Origin of the sequence: Thalassospira profundimaris (assembly GCF_003326755.1) — a bacterium.
Classification (GTDB): Bacteria; Pseudomonadota; Alphaproteobacteria; order Rhodospirillales; family Thalassospiraceae; genus Thalassospira; species Thalassospira profundimaris_B.
The window spans coordinates 632,200-646,448 of record NZ_JPWH01000001.1 but is presented as its reverse complement, the minus strand read 5'-3'; the positions used below and the strand labels follow the sequence as shown (position 1 = coordinate 646,448).

19 protein-coding genes are annotated in these 14,249 nt (G+C 53.0%); 6 read left to right on the top strand and 13 right to left on the bottom strand.

Annotation, left to right across the window (positions count from 1 at the left end; all coding sequences use genetic code 11):
- Positions 1–9: 9 nt before the first annotated feature.
- Complete coding sequence (locus tag TH25_RS02945; protein WP_220151330.1) at positions 10–435, top strand: MbcA/ParS/Xre antitoxin family protein; 426 nt, start codon at positions 10–12, stop codon at positions 433–435.
- The gene (locus TH25_RS02940; protein WP_220151329.1) at positions 432–1,148 is read left to right on the top strand and encodes an RES family NAD+ phosphorylase; all 717 of its coding nucleotides are present in this window, start codon (positions 432–434) and stop codon (positions 1,146–1,148) included. The genes TH25_RS02945 and TH25_RS02940 overlap by 4 nt, the downstream gene beginning before the upstream one ends.
- Before the next feature lie 12 nt (positions 1,149–1,160).
- On the opposite strand, the gene TH25_RS02935 is transcribed toward TH25_RS02940, so the two are convergent.
- Positions 1,161–2,036, bottom strand: coding sequence for a LysR substrate-binding domain-containing protein (locus TH25_RS02935; protein ID WP_114086884.1), 876 nt, complete (start codon positions 2,034–2,036; stop codon positions 1,161–1,163).
- Positions 2,037–2,175: 139 nt separating this feature from the next.
- Between TH25_RS02935 and TH25_RS02930 the strand changes: the two genes are divergently transcribed.
- The 4 genes from TH25_RS02930 to TH25_RS02915 all read left to right on the top strand — a co-directional run bounded on the left by TH25_RS02930 (position 2,176) and on the right by TH25_RS02915 (position 5,548).
- Positions 2,176–3,300, top strand: coding sequence for an S-(hydroxymethyl)glutathione dehydrogenase/class III alcohol dehydrogenase (locus TH25_RS02930; protein WP_181847372.1), 1,125 nt, complete (start codon positions 2,176–2,178; stop codon positions 3,298–3,300).
- Positions 3,301–3,360: 60 nt separating this feature from the next.
- Positions 3,361–4,215, top strand: a complete 855-nt coding sequence (gene fghA / locus TH25_RS02925; RefSeq protein WP_114086882.1) for an S-formylglutathione hydrolase — start codon at positions 3,361–3,363, stop codon at positions 4,213–4,215.
- Positions 4,216–4,290: 75 nt separating this feature from the next.
- Positions 4,291–4,845 (top strand): gamma-glutamylcyclotransferase family protein, encoded by a 555-nt coding sequence (locus TH25_RS02920; protein ID WP_114086881.1) that lies wholly within the window; start codon positions 4,291–4,293, stop codon positions 4,843–4,845.
- The gene (locus tag TH25_RS02915; RefSeq protein WP_147252978.1) at positions 4,835–5,548 is read left to right on the top strand and encodes a hypothetical protein; all 714 of its coding nucleotides are present in this window, start codon (positions 4,835–4,837) and stop codon (positions 5,546–5,548) included. Before TH25_RS02920 ends, TH25_RS02915 begins: the two co-directional genes overlap by 11 nt.
- Here the strand turns inward: TH25_RS02915 and TH25_RS02910 are convergent.
- The 12 genes from TH25_RS02910 to TH25_RS02855 form a co-directional block, all read right to left on the bottom strand.
- Entirely contained in the window at positions 5,533–6,141 is a 609-nt protein-coding gene (locus tag TH25_RS02910) for an energy-coupling factor transporter transmembrane component T family protein (protein ID WP_114086879.1), read from the bottom strand. The two genes, TH25_RS02915 and TH25_RS02910, sit on opposite strands and share 16 nt — an antisense overlap.
- Positions 6,138–6,812, bottom strand: a complete 675-nt coding sequence (locus TH25_RS02905; RefSeq protein ID WP_114086878.1) for an energy-coupling factor ABC transporter ATP-binding protein — start codon at positions 6,810–6,812, stop codon at positions 6,138–6,140. The genes TH25_RS02910 and TH25_RS02905 overlap by 4 nt, the downstream gene beginning before the upstream one ends.
- Positions 6,813–6,884: 72 nt before the next feature.
- A complete protein-coding gene (locus TH25_RS02900) occupies positions 6,885–7,430 on the bottom strand; it encodes a biotin transporter BioY (protein ID WP_114086877.1) in 546 nt (181 codons plus the stop codon).
- A 528-nt stretch (positions 7,431–7,958) separates the two neighbouring features.
- Positions 7,959–8,504: a biotin transporter BioY gene (locus TH25_RS02895; RefSeq protein WP_114086876.1), complete on the bottom strand. Its 546-nt coding sequence runs from the start codon at positions 8,502–8,504 to the stop codon at positions 7,959–7,961.
- A 177-nt stretch (positions 8,505–8,681) separates the two neighbouring features.
- On the bottom strand, positions 8,682–9,014 hold the full coding sequence (locus TH25_RS02890) for a hypothetical protein (protein WP_114086875.1): 333 nt from the start codon (positions 9,012–9,014) through the stop codon (positions 8,682–8,684).
- Positions 9,015–9,102: 88 nt separating this feature from the next.
- Positions 9,103–9,420: a DUF3630 family protein gene (locus TH25_RS02885; RefSeq protein ID WP_181847362.1), complete on the bottom strand. Its 318-nt coding sequence runs from the start codon at positions 9,418–9,420 to the stop codon at positions 9,103–9,105.
- Positions 9,421–9,650: 230 nt separating this feature from the next.
- Positions 9,651–9,866: a hypothetical protein gene (locus tag TH25_RS02880; protein WP_220151328.1), complete on the bottom strand. Its 216-nt coding sequence runs from the start codon at positions 9,864–9,866 to the stop codon at positions 9,651–9,653.
- Between the two features lie 219 nt (positions 9,867–10,085).
- On the bottom strand, positions 10,086–10,442 hold the full coding sequence (locus tag TH25_RS24705) for a hypothetical protein (RefSeq protein ID WP_147252977.1): 357 nt from the start codon (positions 10,440–10,442) through the stop codon (positions 10,086–10,088).
- Between the two features lie 239 nt (positions 10,443–10,681).
- The gene (locus TH25_RS02870; RefSeq protein ID WP_114086872.1) at positions 10,682–11,989 is read right to left on the bottom strand and encodes a hypothetical protein; all 1,308 of its coding nucleotides are present in this window, start codon (positions 11,987–11,989) and stop codon (positions 10,682–10,684) included.
- A gap of 331 nt (positions 11,990–12,320) precedes the next feature.
- Positions 12,321–12,938 carry an urease accessory protein UreG gene (gene ureG, locus TH25_RS02865; RefSeq protein WP_114086871.1) on the bottom strand — a complete coding sequence of 206 codons (618 nt, stop codon included), beginning with the start codon at positions 12,936–12,938 and terminating at the stop codon, positions 12,321–12,323.
- On the bottom strand, positions 12,935–13,657 hold the full coding sequence (locus TH25_RS02860) for an urease accessory protein UreF (RefSeq protein ID WP_258549005.1): 723 nt from the start codon (positions 13,655–13,657) through the stop codon (positions 12,935–12,937). Before TH25_RS02860 ends, ureG begins: the two co-directional genes overlap by 4 nt.
- Positions 13,647–14,249, bottom strand: a complete 603-nt coding sequence (locus TH25_RS02855) for an urease accessory protein UreE (RefSeq protein WP_114086870.1) — start codon at positions 14,247–14,249, stop codon at positions 13,647–13,649. The genes TH25_RS02860 and TH25_RS02855 overlap by 11 nt, the downstream gene beginning before the upstream one ends.

Here is a 14,249-nt window from a genome sequence, read left to right as displayed (position 1 = left end):
GAGGGAAAGATGCTTTATCCCATTGCCCCGGAAGCCCCCGAAGACAAAACCGGCATTGTCCGCCCAATCACGGAGCGCGCCAAAATTGCCGTTTTGATCAAGGCCGTGGTGCGCACCGCCGATGCCTGGGGCCTGACCAATGCCGAGGCCGCCGCCCTGTTTGACGTCCCCACCGCGACCTGGAGCCGCATGAAGGCCGGCAGCTTTCACGGCAAGCTGGACCAGGACAAAGTCACCCGCGCCAGCCTGCTGATTGGCCTGTTTAAAGGTTTACGATTGCTGTTTAACGGCCCGCTGACCTATGGCTGGCCCAAAACCCCCAATAAGGGACCGGGTTTTGACAACAAAACCCCCATTCAGATCATGCTGGAGGGCGGCATTCCCGCCATGATGCGGGTGCGCCAGCATATTGATGCGCTGCGGGGTGGGGTTTGATTCATGCCTGCGATCTGAAAATCCGGGATTTTGTCGCCGAAAGCACAATCCGCCTGATCCCGACCGCCTATATCAATGAACCCGCCCTAAGCCCCCTTGCGGATGACTACGCAGACCTTGACCTTCTTGCCGAAATTGAAGGCCTGACATCGGCCCGCCTGCAACCACCCCTGCCGATCCCGGGTGGCCTGGACCCGGCAGAACTGCAAAGCCCGGCCAATGGTTATGGCTGGAGCTATGTCAACGCAGCCTTTTGTTATACCCGCGCCACCGGCAACCGGTTTAACGGCCCACATCGCGGGGCCTGGTATGCCGCCTTTGGCGATAATGCCAGCCAAACCGCAAAGGCCGAAGTCGCCTGGCATTTAACCCGCGAGCTTGAAAATACCGGCATTTTTGACAATACCACCGCCTATCGCGAACTGATTGCCGGGTTTAAGGCCCCATTCCATGATTTAACACCCCATAGCACGGCAACAGCCATCCCCCTGCCCCTTGATCCCGCGCCGGAACGCGCCTATCCCGCCGGGCAGGCACTGGCGGGCGATATTCTGGCATCCGGCGGCAATGGCCTTCTTTACCCCTCCGTCCGCCATAAAGGCGGGCACTGTCTCGTCGCCCTGCGTCCGTCTATTGTGCAAAATATCCGCCAGGGCGATCAATGGGTTTTCACCTGGTCGGGCCATCCCGACCCCGACATCAAACCGGCCTGAAAGCGGCTATCGTCATCCCAAATACCGCGCCAAATGCTCCACCAGCATGCGCACCTTTGACGATAAATGCCGGTTGGCGGGGTAAAGTGCCCAAATGCCTTCGTCAGAAGGTTGATAACGGGTGAGGATGGGGACCAGTTCGCCACTGGCGATATGGGGATCAACGTAAAAATCGGGCAATTGCACAATACCCAGCCCTTTACGTGCCGCATCGAGCAGAGCCTGGCCGCTATTGGCGGTGATATTCCCGTGGATGCGAATGGTGCGTTCGCGCCCTTCCTCCTCGAACCGCCAGTAATCCAGCGTGCCGGGCAGGCAGTTATGCCGGGCAAGTTCCGACAGGCTGTGGGGCTCGCCGCGTTTTTGCAAATAGGACGGTGCCACGCACACATATAACCGGCGCGAGGACAGCCGCTGGCTCATGATCGCGTTTGAGGTTCCCTCCAGCCGCCCCAACCGGACGGCAAGGTCATAGCCCTCCAGAATCAAATCCAGCTTCTGGTTGGTGAACCGGCATTGCACCTCCAGGTCCGGGTAGCGGGCGACAAAATCGTTGATCAGCGGGGCAATCACGCTTTCGCCGTAGGTGGTGGGCGCGGTCAGTTTTAACTTGCCGCGCGGGGTATCCTGCAAACTGCTGATCGCGCGTTCGGCATCCTCCAGGCCATCGCGCAACTGGCGGCAATGCTGGTAATAAATCTGCCCGGCTTCGGTTAATGTGACTTTGCGGGTGGTGCGGTAAAACAGTTTGCTGCCCAGCCGGGTTTCAAGGGCGGTGATCTGGCGGCTGACATGGGCGATGGAAACACCCAGCTGTGCTGCCGCCCCGGTAAAGCTCTGGCAGTCCGCCACCGCAATACATTCACTAATGCCGTCCCACGCGCTCATTATTACCACACTGTAAAAGTCATTTGCATAATTACGGGATTAACATTTTTCCAGAAACAAATAAACTTTGCTTCATATCTTTACATCCCTTCATGCGTTTTCGCTGATCTGAAAAGGATTTACCATGACTGCACAAACCATCACCTGCAAAGCCGCCATTGCCTGGGAAGCGGGCAAGCCGCTCTCGATCGAGGAGGTTCAGGTTGCGCCGCCCAAGGCCGGTGAAGTGCGCATCAAACTGACCGCCACCGGCGTTTGCCACACCGATGCCTTCACCCTGTCGGGTGACGACCCCGAAGGCATCTTCCCCGCCATTCTGGGCCATGAAGGCGGTGGCATTGTGGAATCGATTGGCGAAGGTGTGACCAGTGTTGCCGTGGGCGACCATGTTATTCCGCTTTACACGCCGGAATGCGGCGAATGCAAATTCTGCAAATCGGGCAAAACCAACCTGTGCAGCAAAATTCGCGAAACCCAGGGCAAGGGCCTGATGCCCGATGGCACGACACGCTTTTCGCAAAACGGCAAACCGATTTTCCATTATATGGGCTGCTCGACCTTTTCCGAATATACCGTTCTGCCGGAAATTTCGGTCGCCAAGGTCAATAAAGCCGCCCCGCTGGAGGAAGTCTGCCTGCTTGGTTGTGGTGTGACCACCGGCATGGGCGCAGCAACCAACGCGGCCAAAGTGAAAAAAGGCGATACCGTTGCCATCTTTGGCCTGGGCGGTATTGGTCTGTCGGCGATTATCGGCTGCCAGATGGCCGGGGCGGAACGCATTCTTGCCATCGACATTAACGAAAAGAAGTTTGATCTGGCAAAGCAGTTGGGGGCAACCGACTGCATCAACCCGAAAAACTTCGACAAGCCGATCCAGCAGGTCATTGTTGATATGACCGATGGCGGCGTTGATTACAGCTTTGAATGTATCGGCAATGTCAATGTCATGCGCTCTGCGCTTGAATGCTGCCACAAGGGCTGGGGTGAATCCGTGATTATCGGTGTGGCCGGGGCCGGGCAGGAAATTTCCACCCGTCCGTTCCAGCTTGTCACCGGGCGCGTCTGGCGCGGCACCGCCTTTGGCGGGGTCAAGGGCCGTTCCGAACTGCCGACCTATGTGGAACGGTATCTGGCGGGTGAATTCAAATTGTCGGACTTCATCACCCACACCATGCCGCTTGAAGAGATCAACCATGCCTTTGATCTGATGCACGAAGGCGAGAGCATTCGCAGCGTCATCCATTATGCACCGGCTGCCAAATAAGTCGCCGAAACAGCGGGCCGGGAACCTTTTTCCGGCCCGAACGCATATCTGGAGGATGAAATGAGCATCGAAAACATTTCCAGCGCCAAAAGTTTCGGCGGCTGGCATAAACAATACAGCCACAAATCATCGACCCTTGGCTGTGACATGCGCTTTGCCATTTATCTGCCGCCCCAGGCGGGCAATGGTACCACGGTGCCGGTGATGTACTGGCTTTCCGGCCTGACCTGCACGGATGAAAACTTCATGCAAAAGGCCGGTGCGCACCGCATTGCTGCCGAACTGGGCATTGCCATTGTCGCCCCGGACACCAGCCCGCGCGGCGAGCATGTGCCCGATGATGAAAACGAAGCCTATGATTTTGGCAAGGGGGCCGGTTTTTACGTCAATGCCACCCAGGAACCCTGGCGGCAAAATTACCGGATGTATGATTATATCCTGTCAGAGCTTCCGGCCCTGATTGCCGAACATTTCCCGGTCAATGACAACACCGTCATTTCCGGCCATTCGATGGGCGGGCATGGTGCGCTGATGATGGCACTGCGCAATCCCGGCAAATTCCGCTCCGTCACGGCGTTTTCGCCCATTTGCAACCCGGTCAATGTGCCCTGGGGGCAAAAGGCGTTTGAAAACTATCTGGGCCCCAAACAGGCCGACTGGGCCGAATATGACAGCTCCCTGCTGATGAGCGCCGCCCAGCCCACTGCCTTCACCCCCGCCCTGGTTGACCAGGGCGATGCCGATGGCTTCCTCAAAGACCAGCTTAAACCCGAAACACTGGAACAGGCCGCCAAAAACAGCGGCTATCCGCTGACGCTCCGCCTGCAGGAAGGCTATGATCACAGCTATTATTTCATCGCCAGCTTCATCGAAGACCATATCCGGTTCCATGCGAAGCATTTGGGGCTGAATTAACATTTTCGCGCTGGAAACTCCCTTTCCAGCGCGATTCCCTACCCTTCCACATAAATTGACAAGACGCCAAAATCCATGGACCTTTTCTTCTTAAACAGAGAAGGAAAGGTCGTGGTTTTATACTTTGCCTATGGTTCCAACATGCTTGCGGAAAGACTGCGCGAGCGCTGCCCTTCCGCCACCTTCAAAACGGTGGCTTACGCTTATGGCTGGGCATTTTCCTTTGCAAAAAAAAGCAAAGATGGCTCAGGCAAAGCAACACTTTCCGCTAAGAACGGCGAGAGAACTTACGGCGTTGTTTACGAACTTGATCCGAGTGAACTCGGCAAACTCGATAAGTTTGAAGGTCGTGGCAAAGGTTATAAACGCGATGATCATTTCATCGTCCATAACCAGAACAACACCAAAATCAAGGTCATCACCTACCTCGCAGAACCCGAATCTTGCGACCCGGAATGCAGCCCCTATGACTGGTATTGGCGCCTATGCCTTGCAGGTGCCGAACGGAACAATCTGCCGCCCCTACAAATTGAACGAATTAGGCAAAACGGGTACATCGAGGACCCTGAACTTGACAGGAAACCTCGAAAAGACGCCTTAAAAATACTGGAGGAAATTGATGATGTCTGAAGACAAAAAATGCGCAGCAGATAATACTAAAATAGCTGGTACAAAAAAAATTTCAGACTGGAAAAAACTCCGAGAGAAGTTATTGCCGATAACTGAGTTCAATGAGGACGCATGGAAAGAAGCGTTCGACCAATATTTCATGCAGAGATTGGAAACAAGGTACTTCAAACCAATTCGAGCAATTTCGGCGCTTGAACACGACAATGGAGAAGGCTTCTCAATCGTTGCTCTTTATTGCTCGTTAATTGAATTCTTGCGCGCGACACAAGAGGGAAAACAATTTATATACGGAGAAAAAGAAAGCCAAACAGTATATTCAAAATCTAAAGAAATGTTCATAAGATTTCTAGAAAAAAATGAACCTTTTAAATCCTACACTTCCCAAAAAAATTCAGCAAAAAATTTTTATAAGTATGTTCGCTGCGGCCTTTTACATGAAGCACGCACGAAAGGAAACTGGCGGATATTACTTTCACGCAAACATCTTGACAGATACAAGAATAAATCAATCGATTGCGACGCAAAAATTGTATTTAGAGACAGGTTAGAACAGGACTTTTATCAATTCCTGAGTGACTATAGAATGACACTTATCGATAAAGACAAAAAAAACAACAAAACTCGCATAGCATTTATCAGAAAAATGAACATGCTTTGCGATTTACCCGCAAAAGACCCCATAGATACTCACTCCGAATCATAACTCCGCGCCTCAATCGCATCGGCGACGTCATCGGCCATTTTAAGGGTTCGGATGATCAGTGGCACGGTCAGGGCCAGCATATTGCGATTCAGCCCGCGCGCGTTTTGCGCCTCGCGCACATCATGGGAAACGGTGGCAATAACGGGAATAAAACGCAGCACCAGCGAAAAGGCAAGGCCGATCTTTTCCGGATTAACACCCATAAAGCGCAAGGGCTGCATGGCGCGTTCCAGGGCTTCGAGCATTACCGAAACCCGTGTTGTCAGCGTGACAAGGGCGGCAAACAGCACAACGATGGCAAGGCGCGTTACCACCACAAGGCCGGCCTGCCAGTCATTCAGCCAAAGCTGCACGGCGAAGAACACGACAAGCAACCACAATAAGGGCCGGATTTGCGCCCATAAAATTTGCGGTGAAAACCGCGCCACGCCGTAAAGAACCATGACGGCGGCCAATATTGCCAGCAGAATTTGCCAGTCTGGAATCACAAACACTGCCGTGCCCAGCGCCACAAGGGCGAGCACCTTAAGCCCGGCAGGCAAGCGATGGAGCGGCGAGGCGCGATCCTGATACAGGCCGCTGGCAAGGTTCATGACATCAGATCCACATAAAAAGGCAGCGCCTTTTGCGGCACGTCATCACACACCACCCGCCCCTGATCAATCACCAGAATGCGGTCATAATCGGCCAAAAGATCCAGATCATGCGACACCGTAATCACCTGCTGGTCCAGTTCGGCAATCGCCTGCGCCACCCGATTACGATTGCGCAAATCCAGCAATGTCGTGGGCTCGTCAAACACGATGCAGGCGGGTTCCATGATCAGCACACCGCAAATTGCCAATAGCTGCTTTTGCCCGCCACTGAGCTGATGGCTGGGATGGGTGCGATAAGCGCCAAGGTCGTAACGTGCCAGCATGGCATCAATCCGGCGGCTGACGTCATCCTTGGGCAGTTTCAGGGGTTTCAGGCCAAAGGCGAGGTCTTCCTCGACCACGGGAAAGACGATCTGGTTGTCGGGGTTTTGAAACACAAACCCCACCTTGGCGCGCACCTTGCGCCCGTCTTTTGCCGTATCCATGCCGTCCACCCGCACGGTGCCTTCACTGGGCAGCAAAAGCCCGTTGAGCAATCGCGCCAGCGTGCTTTTGCCAGATCCATTGGCCCCGACAATGCCAATCCGCCGTTCCCCCAGCGACAGGGAAATATCTTCCAGCACGCTTTGCTTCCCGTAACGCAGGGCAACATTTTGCAATTCGATCATGGTTTCTCAATAATTCCGCCGCGCAAAACCCACCTGTTGTCATTTGATAGGCAGCTTGGTCAAAGCACAAAATCAGGCGCGCAGCCCCTCCGGATAAGTCCGGCGTACGGCAAGTGTAAGACCCGTGACGGCAAATACCTTCAGGGCATCGCCAATCATGAACGGCACGGAGGCCACCGTGGCCTGCCAATAGGAAATATCAACCGCCACCGCGACCCAGGCATTGCCCAGCCCATAGAGTACCACAATGCCGCCAAAGGCGATGATGGCAACGACACTCAGGCCATTCAGGTAGTCCTGGAATTTGTCAATCAAATAGCCAATGACAAAGGCCGATACAGCCCAGCCCAGCAAAAAGCCGCCCGTTGGCCCCAAAAACACGCCAAAACCGCCCTGACCACCGGCCAGAAGCGGCAAACCCAGCGCGACCAGAACGAGAAACAGCACCACCGACAAGGCCCCGCACCGCGCGCCCAAAAGCGCCCCGGCAAGCATCGCCCCCGCCGACTGGACGGTTATCGGCGCCCCCGTAAAGGGCATGGTAAAAGGTGGAAACAGCCCCAAAATTGCCATCAGTGATGCAAAAAGGGCGATATAAACAATGTCCCTGGTGTTCATCCTGATCTCTCGCCTCCCGGTCATCCATTCCATTCGCAAGGGATAGCGACAAATTGCGGGCTTTCCAAGGAAAATGAGGCATCGCAACACTTACCGGTCCGGCAAACCAAACCGGAAAATCGCGCAATGATTCACGAGAAAACCCTATTCTGAAATCAAAAATGATATGTGAAGAAGGTATTTTTTGGTTTTAAGAACAAGGTTCTGAATTTTCCCCCAGGCATCAGGCTTCAGGATTTGCATTTATTTCCGTCTCTGCCACCCAGGTCAAAATCTCCATAAATTCCCTCAATCCAAGCCGGGCCTCTTTGGTGCCGGAATATTCCCGGAACGCGATATCGTTATCGTCCTGAACATTATCGCCCTCATCATCGACAATATCAGACGGAAAAACACGTCACATATCCTCTGGATTGCTCCCCAAGGCACAGAGCGACGTGCTGCAAGTCGATCATTGGCCTCTCATATTCCGCCCGATAAAAAGCCGCCCGCAGCGATGGCACAGGCGGGCCAATCAAAGCATGCAAATCAGGCTGACGAAACCAGCGGATAGGCCCGGCGCACCACAAGGGCTGCCCCCGTTGCCACAAAAACCTTCAGGGCATCGCCAATCAGAAACGGCGCAGACCCGACGGTCGCTTTCCAATAGGAAATATCAACCGCAACAGCGACCCAGGCATTGCCCAGCGCATAAAGCACGACAATACCGCCAAAACCGATGATGGCTGCCGTATTCACCACATTCAGACGGTCCCAGAATTTTTCGATCAGATAGCCGATAACAAAGGCCGATACTGTCCAGCCCAGCATAAAACCGCCCGTCGGGCCCAGAAACACGCCAAAGCCGCCACGCCCGCCCGCCAAAAGCGGTAAACCAAGCGCGACCAGCACCAGAAACAGCACAACGGAAAGTGCACCACGCCGCGCGCCCAAAATCGCCCCGGCCAACATTGGTGCCAGCGATTGCGCGGTAATCGGCACGCCTGTGACCGGCAGGGTGAAGGGCGGAAAAAGCCCCAATACAGCCATCAGTGCCGCAAAAAGGGCGATATAAACAATGTCCCTGGTCTTCATCCTGATCCCTCGCGTCCGGGTCATCCATTCCATCCGCAAGGGATAGCGACAATTCGCGGGCTTTCCAAGGAAAATGACGCATCGCACCGATGACAGGCCCGGCAAACCAAACAGGAAAATCGCGCGATGATTTCAAGCAATGATTTCAAAAGGAGCCCGCCTTTTTGAAATCAAACATCACACACCCTCAAGATATTGCCTGGTTTGAAGAACAAGGCTCTGAATTTTTTCCCGGGCATCTGGATTCTCATTCATTTCCTTCTCCGCCGCCCTGGTCAAAACCTCCATAAACGCGTCAAAGCCAAGGCGAACCTCTTCGTTGCTGGAATATTCCCAGAACTCGATATACTTGTAATCCTGCTCAACCCCACCCTCATACTCGACAGTATTAACGGGGAAAAAGCACGTCATATCCTCTGGATTATATCCCAGACCCTTTGAAAAATTACCAAGTGCCACCATGAATTGTTCATGCTTCAGCCGATTAAAAAACGCTTCAACAGGATACATGTTAAACGTCAACGCAGATCATTTAACCTGAAAAATTCAAATAACAAAAAACCGCAACCCAATCTGTCAAACACATACTTGAGTCAACTTAAGCACCAGATAATCTACGTTCCAAATCCAACCCGATCTGCCGAACCAGTTCCTGACTTTTCCTGTCCGTCGCAACGATCAAATTCCCGTAAGGATCGTCGTGTTGCACCTCAAAGTCACAGCCCTCAAAACGCAACAACCAACGACGCGCGTCTGGTCCATCTATTTTTTCCAAAACTTCAACGTTATATTCTTTTTTTAAAAATTGGATAATTTTGTAAAAACCATCCCAGTCAGCAATCGCGCACACATCGACCTTTAAGAAAGACTGATTTTCCTCCAAGAAAGAAGTATTCTTTAAATATGAATTTTCCACGTCACCCCCTCCAGAAAAAGTCATCTGTATTTTTAAAAAAAGAAAACAAGAAGGAAGGATTCATTCTCTTTCGCTCACAATTCAGCAGATCCCCACCCAAAAATAAGACATTAACCTGGAAAAATTTTCTATAGCCCCCAGCCTTTTCACCCCTGGCATTCATCTTTCCTCAAAAGAGGCTATTATTACAAAACCAAGATTAAGCCATCATCCTTCTAGTTTTTGGAGAATTATATTTCTATTTCATCTAGAATTTCTTGCAATTTTTCGGGATCTGCCACGCTTCCAAAATAATATTCTTTTCCGCCATCTTCCTTCAGATCCTGCGGTGACTTCATTTCGTACAAAACATCGTATTTATCAGAAAGAAGATCCTCCAAAGCATCAGCATCGTTCCACACTGAAACTCGGATATAGGGGCCCGACAATTCGTCAATAAAAACCATGATTCTCTCGCCAGTCTTGGAGTCTATCATCGTAATCACCAATCAATGCCATTATACCATTCCAACTCTTCTTTTTTGGAGATCTTTTAACACCATTTTTATCCAGAGCACCTTCAAAGCGCTTTGGTCGAGTTCGAGCCGGCTTATATGGATTTATTTCCGTTTCTTTAACCCGAGTTCGCGTCATATCAAATTCAGTTCCATTTCCATAAGTAATTTTCAGACCGGTTCTCCCGGATTTCCGCCCAAACGGGTGGTATTCCTTGTAGTTCTTGTGGAAATGCTATCTATTTCACGCTCTACTTCTGTTTCTGTGAGCGGCGTTCGTTCAATTTTCCTACCTGTTTCATTTGCGCCGCTCTTTACGCCTGTACTTGGATAACTATCATTATTTGGACTTCGGCCAAGGCCATCCAATTGCGAGGACAATGTTTTATCACGTTGCCCTAAGGGCTCATCTGTTTCATCCGTCTTTCCAGAGCGTCCTTTTCCGCCCGCACCAACACGTCGACCTGTATGTATCAGCAACACAACCAATAAACTAATCGTAATTTCTGCAATAACTCTCGAAAACAAAACAACAGGACGCTATCCCTGCAACTTTCGGGCTATTTCCGATAGTTCTCCCGTCGTAAATTCGAATTCGGGTCCATCATCCATATGATTAAGATCTAGCAGCAGTTCCCGTACTTCAGCGTCCATATTGTGCTGCCGATCAAGAAAAATCTCGTAGGCCCAATTAGATAGAAAAGATACGTCGCTTGTGCGTCCCAAAACCTCTTCCAACATTCGTCCAAATTCTTTTTTTTCCAATTTCATTTCAAACCCAATTCTTTAGCGGTCGGAGGATAATGCAGAGATTTGACATTCTGCCCATTAATCATCTTTGGTCTCACACGATTTACATTTCCAGCTTGATCATAAGCTTCATTCCATGAACGAACGTTCCCATTTTTCGGATTATACTCTGTCACGTATGAGGCTCCCCGAGTTGCCCCTGGATTTCGAGCAGCTCTTTCTGCTTCATAATATCTAATTCTTCCATCGGGCAACTGCCGAACTCTGGCAGCTTTAGTTTGAGCTCCTTGCAAAGCAGACAGCTTCTGTCTCAGAGCAACACCTGCATTGACGTTATTGGCACCCAAATTCGCTCTATTTGTCTTATCAGCAACAGATTCAGATTCCACCTCATTCGGACGAAATTTTGACTCAACGACTTCACTTTTTTCAATTTTCTCGAAGCTCCTGTTTGGAGAGACCTTCAGTGGCGCTTCAACGGCCTGCCTTGATGCCTGAACTGGTGCTCGCAGAGACTTTGGTGTTTCTTCAGCCACCTGACGAGCGTTTTTTCCTCCCACTCCCGCACGCCCGGCAACACGCGTAAGTAGCGCCAACAACAAACCAACGGTAATTTCGGCAGCTACGCGGGCGAAAAGAAAGGCAGCGCGATCAAGGGTTTGTTCGTCTTTTGCATTTGCAACGAGTTTCATAGCCTCAATGAGGTCGCCTATGGCATTGAAAATTGCCCAACCGACCATCGCGTAACCAATGCCCAGTATAATCGCAACAATCGTACCACCACTTGCAAATGCCAGTACTGCAATGGTCACAGCGGCCGTAGCAAGTGCTGCAGGCGAGACCAGTTCTCGGAAGGTTTCGGCAAAACCCTCCCCCAAATAATTCGGTACTTTGTCGAATGTCAGTTGGAATTTCTCGTCCATCGACATCGTTGCCACATTGCGGCCCTTGAGGATCGAAAAAGCCGGGGCCATTGGCGGCTTCATTTTTTCAGGGACGGCTGGCCCCAAATTTCTTTCATCAGCAATTTCAAGCACCATCCAGGTGCCCTGGGCGACAATGCGGCCAACATCACGTGCCATATCCAGATCATTGCGCGGCACCATGCTGCCGCCAGCGGCTGCCATCCAGAAATGACGCAGCTTGAGGCCATTACCGGGATAGGCGCTATAACAGCGGACCCGATCCGCAATAGTTTGCGGATCTTCGATGCTGCCGCAGGTTTTGGCGTCAAAGCGGTTCAGCTGGCCGAAGCTGAGGCGGCGACCGATCAGCAGGATCGAACCATTGCCGCGCAACGCCACAATTTCTGTCGGGCCTAACACATCCTTCTCCTGACAGCTTCAAACGACCGGCAGATCAACCGGACCGTTTGAGGCTAGGATCAGGGGGTGAGCAGAGTCTGCCGGAAAATTTCAGAATTTGCGATTTTTTGAAAATTCGCCTAATCAATTGAAACTAAAATTTATTCCCGGTTTTTTGGCAAAGTGCACGCGCCCAAATCGGGCGGATTTTCGCCCGACCGGGCGGAAATCCGCCCGATGGCAGGAAAAATGGCCCGACTCACGCCCGACGCACAGATAGACAAACACCCGACCATTTCGGGCCGGGTGTTTGCTGAACTCCCATCATCTGCGATCTTCTGCTTGTTCTATGTCACGCAGCAGATTGACGGAGCCCCCCTGATTCGATGATAAAATTCTTCACATCCTCAAGGCCTTCCATCGCCTTGAGATTGGTGAAAACAAACGGCCGGTCGCCGCGCATTTTGCGTGCATCCCGGTCCATAACCGCCAGATCCGCGCCGACCAGCGGGGCGAGATCGGTTTTATTGATGATCAAAAGGTCTGACCGGGTAATGCCCGGCCCGCCCTTGCGCGGAATTTTATCGCCTGCCGAGACATCAATCACGTAAATCGTGATGTCGGCGAGCTCCGGCGAAAAGGTGGCAGAGAGATTATCCCCGCCCGATTCAATAAAAATCGCCTCCAGCCCCGGATGTTTGGCCGACATATCCTCGACCGCGGCAAGGTTGATCGAGGCATCCTCGCGAATGGCGGTATGCGGGCAGCCGCCGGTTTCCACCCCGGCAATGCGGTCCGGCGCAAGTGCGCCCGAGCGGGTCATGAATTCCGCATCTTCACGGGTGTAAATGTCGTTGGTAATCGCGGCGATGTTAAATTCATCGCGCATCGCCTTGCACAAACGTTCCAGCAATGCCGTTTTGCCAGAGCCAACCGGCCCGCCAATGCCAATACGAAGCGGTGACGTCATGATCGGAACAACCTTGTATATTGGGTTTCGTGTTTCATCGAGGTCCAGTCCACCAAAGGCGCACAGGCCCCGATATCTTCCGGCTCGGTCGCAATCGCGCGTTCAACCGCCATTTCGACCGTCTTTTCAAGGGCGGCCACCGCCCGGATGCCATCCGTCTGCCCCAGCGGCACCAGCCGCACGGCACTGGAAACCAGATTGGCCGCCATCGCATGGAAAAACGCCGTGAGCGCACTGCGCAAATCAACATCAACGCCCGCCGCCGCAATGGCAACCGCCACCGGATAGGAGGGCAAACGGTCCAACCCGCGCAAGGAAGCCGCCCAACCGTCGAGCAACGGATCATCCCACACCTGGCTGACGGTGGAGACAAAGGCCCGCCCCTGTGCCGTTGCCTCCAGCGCCATTTCAGCCGTGCCCCGGCGGCAATCGGCATCAATGCCAATCTCGATCAGCGCATCCTGATCGCCATCCCTTGCCGCCGCATAGGCCTGGCAAAACAGCACCCCGTCAATCCGCCCCGCGCCAAAGGCCAGCACCCCTTCGATCCAGGCAATCACACTGTCGCGGGTGTGAACCCGGCCATCCTCGATCGCATATTCCACACCATGCGAATAGGTATAAGCCCCGACGGGAAATGATGGTCCCAGCCATGTCATCAGGCGCATCAACCTGGCCGGGTCAAGCTGGCCTGCCGCTGGCATTTTCTTAATGCTCATGCTGGCCCCCGCTTGCGGGACCCTGCGGATGGGCATGAGAATGGGAAGAAGCGTGTGCGCGAGAATGACCCTGCGCATGATCTTCCCCGTCGGCATGGGCGAAAAAATCGTGGTCATGGCCGTGATGATGGCCGTGTTCATGGGCATTGCCACCCAGGCCGTGATACGCGCCGCGTTCCGGGTCAAAGGGCGCGATTTCGGCATCCACCACACCGCCCAGGCCAATGATCATTTCGCGCAAAACATGGTCATGGACAATGCGCAAACGGCCATCTTTTAAAACCTGCATCGGCGTATGGCGGTTGCCGATATGCCAGGCCATGCGGGCCGTTGCCACCGGCCCGGCACAGGTAATGGTCATCACCGGTTCGGCGGCGGCACGCACCACAATCACCCCGCCCTCTGCCAGACGCAGAAAATCGCCATCACCCAAGCGCACCGCATGGGGCAGATCAAGCAAAAAGGGCACGCCCGCATCATCCATCAGGCGAAACCGGCGACGGTGACGGTCGGCAAAGGCCAGTGTCACCGTCCCGCGCAGTTCGGCGGCAGATGTTTGCCCAAAGGGGATATGTTCAATCGCGCGCCGCAT

Coding starts and splice junctions, on each gene's coding strand:
- TH25_RS02945 (WP_220151330.1), top strand. CDS start 10: ATGCTTTATCCCATTGCCCCGGAAGCCCCCGAAGACAAAACCGGCATT.
- TH25_RS02935 (WP_114086884.1), bottom strand. CDS start 2,036: ATGAGCGCGTGGGACGGCATTAGTGAATGTATTGCGGTGGCGGACTGC.
- fghA (WP_114086882.1), top strand. CDS start 3,361: ATGAGCATCGAAAACATTTCCAGCGCCAAAAGTTTCGGCGGCTGGCAT.
- TH25_RS02920 (WP_114086881.1), top strand. CDS start 4,291: ATGGACCTTTTCTTCTTAAACAGAGAAGGAAAGGTCGTGGTTTTATAC.
- TH25_RS02915 (WP_147252978.1), top strand. CDS start 4,835: ATGATGTCTGAAGACAAAAAATGCGCAGCAGATAATACTAAAATAGCT.
- TH25_RS02910 (WP_114086879.1), bottom strand. CDS start 6,141: ATGAACCTTGCCAGCGGCCTGTATCAGGATCGCGCCTCGCCGCTCCAT.
- TH25_RS02905 (WP_114086878.1), bottom strand. CDS start 6,812: ATGATCGAATTGCAAAATGTTGCCCTGCGTTACGGGAAGCAAAGCGTG.
- TH25_RS02900 (WP_114086877.1), bottom strand. CDS start 7,430: ATGAACACCAGGGACATTGTTTATATCGCCCTTTTTGCATCACTGATG.
- TH25_RS02895 (WP_114086876.1), bottom strand. CDS start 8,504: ATGAAGACCAGGGACATTGTTTATATCGCCCTTTTTGCGGCACTGATG.
- TH25_RS02890 (WP_114086875.1), bottom strand. CDS start 9,014: ATGTATCCTGTTGAAGCGTTTTTTAATCGGCTGAAGCATGAACAATTC.
- TH25_RS02880 (WP_220151328.1), bottom strand. CDS start 9,866: ATGGTTTTTATTGACGAATTGTCGGGCCCCTATATCCGAGTTTCAGTG.
- ureG (WP_114086871.1), bottom strand. CDS start 12,938: ATGACGTCACCGCTTCGTATTGGCATTGGCGGGCCGGTTGGCTCTGGC.
- TH25_RS02860 (WP_258549005.1), bottom strand. CDS start 13,657: ATGAGCATTAAGAAAATGCCAGCGGCAGGCCAGCTTGACCCGGCCAGG.
- TH25_RS02855 (WP_114086870.1), bottom strand. CDS start 14,249: ATGCGGCGCGCGATTGAACATATCCCCTTTGGGCAAACATCTGCCGCC.